This is a genomic window from Kitasatospora sp. NPDC001159 (assembly GCF_053598235.1).
In genome coordinates, this window is the sequence record NZ_JBSFJV010000272.1 from 1 (window position 1) to 1,570 (window position 1,570).

The window sequence follows — 1,570 nt, forward strand, 5'->3', positions numbered from 1 at the left end:
ATTCCGAACCCGGAAGCTAAGCCTCACAGCGCCGATGGTACTGCAGGGGGGACCCTGTGGGAGAGTAGGACGCCGCCGAACAATTCTTCAGAAGAACCCCCATCCGGATTCCGGATGGGGGTTTTTCGCATGTGCCGGTCTATCGGGTCAGAGGAATTCGATCCCCTTCTCCCGGGTGGAGATGGGGCACCCGCTTCGGCGTCATCGGGTACAGCAGAACGGCCTTGACCCCCCGTCGGCCGCGCGCCTTCTCCCGGCGGCAGTGGTCGAGCACGGAGACGATGAACGACTCGGTCTTCCCGGAGCCAGTTCCCGTCGTCACCAGCGTCGCGACGCGTGTACGTCCGGGCCCTGTACGGCGGTTGGGCGGTGGTGTACGCGCGACGGAATGCGCTCAAGCGCCCTCGACGGCGCGCCACGGAAGCAGGGATGACGGGCATATCGGACGCGATCTGTGATCGTGTAGTCGCAATCTGTCGTCAAGGAGGAACGTATGCGTAGACGCCGCGTCAAAACTCTGGCTCTGGCGGTGCCGGCCCTCACTCTGCTCGGGTTCACCGGGACGGCGCACGCGCAGTCCGAGGTGTCGGTCCCGTGCAACGACATCGCCGCGCTCGATCAAGCCATCACCAACGCCAACAACAACACCGGGCCGAACACGATTCGTCTGGCATCCCGGTGTGTGTACACCATCAGCAGCCCGGCATCGACCGGCGGTCTCGGCCCGAACGCCCTGCCGCAGGTCACCGGCACCGTCACGCTACTGGGCCGCGACACCACGATCCGCCGGGACCCGGACGCGTCCACGGGATTTCGAATCGCCGAGATCGACGGCCCCAACGGATACCTGACGGTCGAAGGCATCACGGCTACCGGTGGCGGATATCTCGAGTACGCCGGGGCCTACCTGCCCACCAACGGTGCCAGGCTGACCCTCCGTCACAGTGCCGTGACCAACAGCATCGCCAACAACGGTGGCGCCGTCTTCGTCAACGGGGGCAGCACTCTCGAAGTCACCGACAGCGTCTTCAAGGACGACTCGGCGATCCAGGGCGGTGCGATCTACAACGGGCCGGGTAGCACGACGCGGCTCACCGGGACGACGATCAAGGGGAACCACGCGACGGAGCACGGGGGCGGGATCTTCGACGCGGGAGACTCCCTGGTCATCAACGACTCGGAAATCTCCCACAACAGCGCCTTCAACAACGGTGGCGGCATCTACAACGACCGCCACCCGATGCAGGTCACGTCCACCCGCATCGAGTCCAACCATGCCGGACTCCTGGGCGGCGGCATCTACAACGCCGGCACGAGCACGTTGACCACGTCGTCGGTGGAAGGCAACAGCGCGGGCAACGGCGGCGGTATCTGGCAGGACGCCCTCGGCAGCATGACCCTGGTCAGAAGCCGGGTGGTCCACAACACTCCGAACAACTGCCGGCCGATCGGATCGGTGCCCGGCTGCACTTCCTGAGCCGAACTGCCGACGCGTACGTTCGGCATCCCGCGGGCGAGGCCCAGGTCGCCGACCTCGGCCACGCCCGCCCCCCCCCCCCAAGGCGAGAGC

Annotated in this window: 1 protein-coding gene and 1 rRNA gene; both read left to right on the forward strand. The window is 66.2% G+C overall.

Annotated elements, in window-relative coordinates; genetic code table 11:
* Positions 1-81: ribosomal RNA gene (rrf, locus tag ACWC9T_RS41800) — 5S ribosomal RNA — on the forward strand; the annotation flags it as partial.
* Between the two features lie 412 nt (positions 82-493).
* Positions 494-1,477: a hypothetical protein gene (locus tag ACWC9T_RS41805; protein ID WP_449826248.1), complete on the forward strand. Its 984-nt coding sequence runs from the start codon at positions 494-496 to the stop codon at positions 1,475-1,477.
* The last annotated feature ends 93 nt before the right edge of the window (positions 1,478-1,570 follow it).

What these genes read in the sequence shown, in the direction of transcription:
- ACWC9T_RS41805 (WP_449826248.1), top strand. Translation starts at nt 494, where the DNA reads ATGCGTAGACGCCGCGTCAAAACTCTGGCTCTGGCGGTGCCGGCCCTC.